The organism is Weissella minor (genome assembly GCF_001437425.1).
Classification (GTDB): domain Bacteria; phylum Bacillota; class Bacilli; order Lactobacillales; family Lactobacillaceae; genus Weissella; species Weissella minor.
The window spans coordinates 50,776-59,072 of the sequence record NZ_JQCD01000004.1; the positions used below are offsets into that span (position 1 = coordinate 50,776).

Here is an 8,297-nt window from a genome sequence, read left to right on the forward strand (position 1 = left end):
TCTTTTTAAGCGTTAAAGACTAACGTTTTAGTCTTCTTCAATGCGAACTTCAGCACTATTTTCCTCTGTCAACGGATAAACCGTTACTTCAAAGTAATTAATATAAGCATCCTTATAGTCTAATGCTGTAATTTCAAAATTCGCCACTTGATTAGGTACATTCACTTCCAAATCAGGGAACTTGTCTAGCATATAACCAGTCAATGTTACCTTTTCAGAATCTTCAAATGAACTAATATCTTCGTGGAAATAACGCTCAAAATCATTAAGGTTTAACTTACCTGATACTTCATAATGCATATTACCTTCATCGTCAGAACGAATCTTGGTAATCAAATTATCAATCGTATCATCAACTTCATCACGCACCGTTCCGAATAGTTCTTCGTAGATATCCTTGTCCGTTACGATTCCAGAAGTTCCACCATACTCGTCCTTAACAACAACCATCGGTACACGATGATCAATCATTTCTTGTAGGACATCTGTAATTTGTTGGTCTTCAGGAATGTTTGGCAAGTTACGCAAAACTGTTCGAACAGGTGCATCCATATCAATGCGACCTTGGCGTACTAAATCATAAGAATAGATGTAGCCTAAGATCTTATCTTTATCATTATTGGCAACTACTGGAATACGTGAGTATTGTGTTTCCAAATACATATTTAAACCGTCACGAATTGTTTGCGTAACATCAATTACGGCCAATTGTGTTCGGTCAATCATGATATCTGCGGCAACCTTATCATTCATTTCAAAGGCACGCTTCATGAAACGCAAATCATCTTCATCAATTTCACCAGCTTGCGCGGCATCTTGTGACAATGACACAATTTCAGCTTGCGAGTAAATGTCTTCATCTGGATGTGAATTGTAACCTAGTAAATCAGTCACAACTGCAGCTGTACGATCAAACAACCAAATCATTGGGTAGAAAAGAACGTGGAAGAACATCACTGGACGCACAATCTTCAACAACACCCCTGTTGGATCATCAATCGCAATATTCTTTGGGACCAAATCAGTAAACACAGCATGAATAAAGGTAAAGATCAAAATAGCCGCAATTGACGCAATACTATGCGCAAATTCTGCTGGCAATAAGCCACTGCTGATAATTAAACCGGCAATAAAACTTTCACCTAACCAACCTAAAATAAGTGAGGTCAATGTAATTCCAACTTGTGCAGTTGAAAGATATTCAGTTAAGTGATCAAGCATATAAAGCGCACCATCAACCTTGGCTGATGGTTTCTTTTGCTTTTCTTTAATGGCTTTTAGGGCACTTGGGCGGGCTTTAACCAATGAATACTCAGTTAAAGTAAACAATACTGCCAATCCCAAAATAATAAATATGATAATGACGTTAATCAATATAGACGGACCGGAATCCATGAGCTACCTTCTTTCATTTTTTAAAATATATATGTTATTTGTATTATTTCTCGACAAAAGTCGACTTACCTACATCATTTTAGACGCTATACACGCCGGCGTCAAATAATGCATTGTGAAGGCGAATGAAATCATCCAATGTCAACTTTTCAGCCCGAATTTTAGGGCTAATCTCTGCAGCTTCCAAAGCTGTCGTTAACTTTGCTTTCATGTCATCCGTCTTACCAAATGCGGTAATTAGATTATTCCACAATGTCTTACGACGCATGGCAAAACCAACCTTGAATAGTTGGAATAATTTCTTTTCATCCTTAGGTTGGACTTCAAGTGGTTCACGTGGTGTTAACACGATAATCGCTGAATCAACATTAGGATTGGGAACAAACGCTGTCCGTGACACGTTAAAGGCCAAGTCAGCGTTCATGCGGTACGTGACAGCCAAAGTCAAGGCACCAAAATCTTTAGTCCCTGGTTCAGCTGACAAGCGATCCGCAACTTCTTTTTGCATCATCACAACGATGGCATCAAAAACCACATTTGATTGTAATACCTGCATCAAGATTGGCGTTGTGATGTAGTATGGCAAGTTAGCCACTAATTTAAGTGGCGCATCAGGATCATCAAATTCAGCTTGAATCGTCTCTTCTAAATTAACTTTTAGAATATCTTGATTGATGATTTTGACATTATCGTAGGGATCCATCGTGTGATCTAACACCGGAATCAAACGATCATCAATTTCAAAAGCGACAACTTGCTTGGCATTACGTGCCAATTGCTCCGTCAATGCCCCGATTCCAGGTCCGATTTCAATCACATTATCCGTTGGTTGAACATCCCCAGCGTCAACAATATTTTTTAAGATATTAATATCCGTTAGGAAGTTCTGACCCAACGATTTTTTCGTATTAATATCAAATTGATTCATAATTGCCTGAGTCCGGACGGGCGTGGCAATATCAGGTACATCTGTCATGCATTTTCCTCTTTAATCTCTTGAATTGTCGCCATTAACTCAGCTTTGGAAATTCCAAACATCTGAAGGCGCTTTAAAAATTGTTTACCGTTAACATAGCCCAGTTGCAAGCGCTCCGCCACTTGTTGGCGTAACTGTCCTGTTTGTGGACCAGCTAATAGGTGTAATTCAATTAAGTCTTGGCGCGTAACATCCGATTGCGTATCATTTGTCGCAACCGTCACAACTTGTGCCAAAGCGTGCTGAATTGTGGCTGAATCGGCATATTCAATGCCCAAACTATGATGCTTAATTTGACGCCCAGCTTCATCTTTGGTTAAAAATGCATGCTTAGCATCTGGCACGGCCTGCGTAATCAGCTGACGCAAACGTTCCCCATTGAAATCAGGGTCGGTAAACACAATGATGCCGCGGGTCGCTGCCGCTGCCTTGATTGCTGCCAAAGTCGACGGACTCAAAGCTGACCCATTCGTCTCTAAAGTATCGGCATCCACTGCATGCTGAATGGCTTGTGTATCTGCTTTACCTTCCACAACAAGCACTTCTTGAATTTTTGACATTAGCGCTCAAGCCACAAACGATGGGCATTTTGCGTCGTAATATCTGCCAATTCGTTATAAGTCATGTCTAATTGCTCTGCCATATTTTCAAGGGTAAAGTGCGTGAACATAGGTTCATTCATCTTACCACGCATAGGTGTTGGCGCTAAGAATGGTGCATCCGTTTCAACCAGAATCCGATCCAAAGGCACGGCCTTTAAAGCCGCCTTAATATCGTCAGACTTCTTGAATGTGACCATTCCAGAAAAACCAATATACATGCCCAAGTCGACGAAGCGCTTAACTTCTTCTGGACCTCCTGAAAATGAGTGCATCACGCCCCCAAATTCTTCAACATGGTGTTCTTGCAACATGCTGTATACATCATCGAAGGCGTCACGTGAATGCACAGTGACTGGCAAGTTCTTTTCACGAGCCAAATCCAATTGCGCTCCGAAAACGGCCTTTTGAACTTCAGGCGTTGGATTCTCATCCCAATAATAATCCAAGCCCATTTCACCCAAACCAACAACTTTATCGTCATTTGTTTGATCCTTCAAAATCGCTAATTCGGCATCATTAAATTCCTTCGCATCTTCTGGTTGGAAACCAACAATTGCGTGGATACCTTCTAATTCATGGGCCATTTCAATGGCACGCGCATTACCAAGGTGGTTATAGCCAACCACGTTCATTTCCATAATGCGATATTCACGCGCACGCGCCCAATAAGCTGGCACGTCTTCCATAAATTCATCTTCATTCAAATGGGTGTGTGTATCGTAAGCATCCGTTGGACGCTTCGATGGATCATAAATTGCCATATTCTACCTCATTTATTTTAATTACAGTTATAGATAACACTATCATAACAAATAAATCCGCTTTGCTTAAGCTTTATCCACAAAAACAGCCCGCTAATTTTAGAATTAGCGAGCCTATTTGCAGATTTGGAAATGAAATGTTTATTCCTCTTCTTCGATGGCCAAAACCAAAGCTTGTGCGGCGTTCACTTCGTCGTACAAAGCCTTTGACAAAGCGGGTGTTAATGCGCCCTTTGTCCGGCCATCTTGGATGTATTGTAATTCAGCTTGCAAGGCATTCATCATCACTTCTTGCGAAGCCATATTTGAACCAACTGAGTTCTCCACCACATTTTGTTGACGCACTTGAATATTACGCATGGCAACAACTAAACGAGGATTCTCACCAGAAGCTTCTAATGATTGAATGTCGGCATCAACGGCTGGTCCAGTAACTGCCTGAATCTCTTGGGCTGCAGCTGACCAACGTTCGCGCTGGCGCTTCTTGTATTGATGTAAATCACTTGGCTTACCTGAAGACTTAATATCAAGCATCTTTTGACGTTCTGCCATCCGCTCTTTGATAAGCGCTTGTTTATCTTCTGGTAGATTCTGTAGATGCTTTTCTTCATGACGCATATACTTATCAGCACGCTGCTGTTGACGCTTCTTACGACGCCCTTCTGAAACGTGGCGATCAACTAGATGCATCCAACGTTGCTCAAACGTATGCCAATAAACACGGAAACGATGCTTGGTACCACCCCAACCAAAGCTTCTTGAATTATTTGATAGACGTTGATAGAACATCCCCGCATCATTTGATAATTGATCAGTATCCATCGCATCTTCAACCGCATCATTCATGACCCGCGTCATACGATTAGATGCTTCAGCCATAATTTTTGGATCCAGCTGTTCATCACCATAGCCTAATTGGCCTTGCAACTGGCGTGTGACTTGCGTCTTGGTCTTAGGATCCGCTTGAGATTGTTCAACCTCTCGGATTCCTAAGTTAACCATTTCAAGATGCGCCTTGTCAAAATCGGCCGTATCAAATTCAGCCTTAGCTGCTGGTAACAAACGAGGCAAAACAAGCAATGGCATTACCAAACTCAAGATAATCACAACTGACGCAATCAGCAAAATATTATTACGGAATGGGAATGCCTTTCCATTGTTCAAAACATAAGGCAATGATAAGGCCATCGCCATTGTCATCGCTCCATGCACACCACCGACCGCAAAGACCAACGCGTCTTTTTGCTTTTGACCAGGATCAATAAAGCGTTCGACATCTTCCTTTTGTGAGAAGATCATTGATAGATAACGAATAACTAACATAACGACATAAATGAGAATTCCCATTCCAACCATTGCTAACCAATCAGTTCCCGTTGTATCCACAAAGATTTCAACAACACGAACCAACTCAAGTCCTAGCAATACGAACACAATTCCGTTCAAGACTTGAGAAAGCATTTCCCAAACTTGATTTGTTAAATTATTCAGTTGTGCTGACATAAACTGCATATGCGCACGTTCTTCATTATGAACAACTCCAGCCATAACAACCGCAATAATTCCTGACACATGGAAGACGTGTTCAGCGACCAAATAAATGGCAACCGGACTAATGATTTGAATCATAATTTGCGCGGTACTGTCATCTAATTGGAAACGCAACAAGTTTTGACGGATCCAAACAAGTAACGCCCCTAAAATCAATCCGACAATTGCACCACCAAAGGCAGCCACTAAGAATTGACGGAAACCTTCAAAGAATGAAAAGTGACCGGTATTCAACCAAAGCAATGCCAGTTCCAAGACCACCAAACCACTCGCATCATTAAATAGTGATTCCAAGTTCAAGGCCCGTTTAATCCCTGCCGGCATTTCAACGGTTGACGTTACAGAATCTAAAGCTGTTGCGTCAGTTGGTATCACAATCGCAGCCAATCCGACTGCTAAAGGCAAAGCCCAATGCAACAAGGCTTGTTCAGTAAATCCCAACATGACCACTGTTACAATCGCTAAAATTCCAGCTAAACGAATAATCGCTGAAAAGTTTTTAGAAATCAACCGTGCTTGTGTATGCTGTCCTTCATAAAACAATAAAGGTGCAATAATTAACATCAAAAATAAATCTGGTTCCAGATGAATTTGACTTAAGGTACCTGGAATTAACGCTAAAATAATTCCAGCTAGAATTTGCCAAAAAGCTTTGGGGACTTTTGGAACCAGTTGTGAAAGAAAATTAGCAATAATAATCGCAATCATTATCACCAAAATAACAACTAGATAATTCATATATGCCTCCTGAGGGGTAAATGATGACATAGATTAAGGGACCCAATTAATGATTGAGTCCCTTAGTGATTGATTAACCTAAGTCAGCACCTGGTTCGATTGAATCAGGTAGGAAAGTCAACGTTACTTGATCATCCTTTTCAGCTGATAGAATCATACCTTCTGAGTACTCTCCCATCATCTTACGTGGCTTTAAGTTAGCAATAAAGGCAATCTTCTTACCAACTAGCGCTTCATATTCTGGATAGAACTTCTTCATACCAGATAGAATTGTACGACCATTTTTTGAACCGTCATCTAATTTGAAACGCAACAACTTATTTGATTTCTCAACAGCTGTCACTTCTTTAATTTGGGCGACACGAATATCAACCTTTTCAAAATCATCAAATTCAATTTCTGGCTTAGTCTCTAAGTCTTCTGGCTTATTATCATCTTTAGTTGGCGCTGTGCCACCAGTCATTTCATCACGAATGTAGGCAACTTCAGCTTCAACATCCACACGAGGGAAGATTGGCTGACCCTTTTCAACAACACGTCCACCTGTTGGCAAGTCATTAAAGCTTAGTCCAGCAATTTGCAAGTTTGATTCAGTCAAACCAAGTTGTTCAAAAATTGCCTTTGGTGTCTTTGTCAAAATAGGTTGTAGCAAGATAGCAGCAACACGTAATGATGCAGCCAAATGTGCCATCACATCACTCAAGTTATTAGCTTGTTCAGGATCTTTAGCCATCGTCCATGGTGTTGTTTCATCAATATACTTATTCGCACGTGAGATTAACTTCCATACTTCGGCTAAAGCATCTGATGTGTGTAATTCACCCATATACTTATTGTAGTTTTCAATCACTGTTGCAGCAGTTTGCTCCAAGTCAGCATCAAATTCAGTTGTTCCTAAGTCTAATGATGGAATAATTCCGTCATCATACTTGTTAATCATTGCAACGGTACGGTTCAATAAGTTCCCTAAGTCGTTTGCCAAATCATAATTCAACTTTGCAACGAAATCTTCAGGTGTAAACAAGCCGTCATTACCAGCAGGCATTGCACGAAGCAAGTAGTAACGAACCGCATCAACGCCGTAACGTTCAGCCAAAGTATCAGGATAAACAACGTTTCCCTTTGACTTAGACATCTTACCATCACGCATTGTTAACCAACCGTGCGCAAAAATCTTTTGTGGTTGTGGCAAGCCCAAAGCGTGCAACATAATTGGCCAGTAAATCGTATGGAAACGTACAATTTCCTTACCAACTAATTGCACATTGGCAGGCCAGAACTTATCAAAGAGTTCTGTGTTGTCACTGCCATAACCCAATGCCGTAATATAGTTTGACAACGCATCAATCCAAACATACACAACGTGCTTTGGATCTGAAGGAACTTGAACACCCCATTCGAAAGCTGTACGTGTTACCGCAAGGTCTTCCAAACCTGGCTTGATAAAGTTCTTAACCATTTCATTCATACGTGAATTTGGTTCTACGAAGTTAGGGTTCTCTTCGTAATAATTCATCAACCAATCTGAGTACTTGCTCATCTTAAAGAAGTAAGATTCTTCCTTAACCAATTCAACTTCATGCCCTGAAGGTGCTTTACCACCAGTCACATTTCCATCTTCATCACGATATACTTCAGCTAATTGTGATTCAGTAAAGTACTCTTCGTCATCGACTGAGTACCAACCTTCATAATTACCCTTGTAAATATCACCTTGATCCAAGAAACGTTGGAAAATCTTTTGAATGGCGGCTTCGTGTTGTTCATCCGTTGTACGGATAAAGCCATCATTACTAATATCCAAGTCTTTCCACAAAGCCTTGATTTGTTCAGCCATGCCGTCCACATATTCTTGTGGTGTCATGTTCAATTTTTCAGCTTTTTGTTCAATCTTCAAACCGTGTTCATCAGTTCCAGTAAGGAAGTAGACATCATCTCCTAACAAACGGTGGTAACGCGCTGCCGCATCAGCTAATACCGTTGTATAGGTATTTCCAATATGTAGTTTACCAGATGGATAGTAAATTGGTGTCGTAATGTAAAATGTATTTGCTTCTGTCATGTATCCTTTACCTTTCACCATACGAATGAGTATGATGCCTTTATTTTAGTTTATAGAACTATTTCTTATAAATCTTATTTCCAATTATATCAATAAATTAGCGTTATAGATGAACAAATATATCTTTTTTTATTTTTAATTGGAAACAAAAAAGCCACCATTTCTGGTAGCTTTTCGTTTGCATTGCGACGTCCTATCCTCGCAGGAAGAGA

6 protein-coding genes are annotated in these 8,297 nt (G+C 40.4%); all 6 read right to left on the reverse strand.

Annotated features, from left to right (window positions below; translation table 11 throughout):
• Positions 1-27: 27 nt before the first annotated feature.
• Positions 28-1,395, reverse strand: coding sequence for a hemolysin family protein (locus tag IV67_RS00305; RefSeq protein ID WP_057785988.1), 1,368 nt, complete (start codon positions 1,393-1,395; stop codon positions 28-30).
• A gap of 79 nt (positions 1,396-1,474) precedes the next feature.
• Positions 1,475-2,371 carry a 16S rRNA (adenine(1518)-N(6)/adenine(1519)-N(6))-dimethyltransferase RsmA gene (gene rsmA, locus IV67_RS00310; RefSeq protein ID WP_057785989.1) on the reverse strand — a complete coding sequence of 299 codons (897 nt, stop codon included), beginning with the start codon at positions 2,369-2,371 and terminating at the stop codon, positions 1,475-1,477.
• Entirely contained in the window at positions 2,368-2,931 is a 564-nt protein-coding gene (gene rnmV / locus IV67_RS00315) for a ribonuclease M5 (RefSeq protein WP_057785991.1), read from the reverse strand. Before rnmV ends, rsmA begins: the two co-directional genes overlap by 4 nt.
• On the reverse strand, positions 2,931-3,734 hold the full coding sequence (locus tag IV67_RS00320; RefSeq protein ID WP_057785993.1) for a TatD family hydrolase: 804 nt from the start codon (positions 3,732-3,734) through the stop codon (positions 2,931-2,933). The genes rnmV and IV67_RS00320 overlap by 1 nt, the downstream gene beginning before the upstream one ends.
• A 141-nt stretch (positions 3,735-3,875) precedes the next feature.
• Complete coding sequence (locus tag IV67_RS00325; RefSeq protein WP_057785995.1) at positions 3,876-6,023, reverse strand: cation:proton antiporter; 2,148 nt, start codon at positions 6,021-6,023, stop codon at positions 3,876-3,878.
• 73 nt (positions 6,024-6,096) lie between these two features.
• On the reverse strand, positions 6,097-8,085 hold the full coding sequence (metG, locus tag IV67_RS00330; protein ID WP_057785997.1) for a methionine--tRNA ligase: 1,989 nt from the start codon (positions 8,083-8,085) through the stop codon (positions 6,097-6,099).
• Positions 8,086-8,297: the final 212 nt, after the last annotated feature.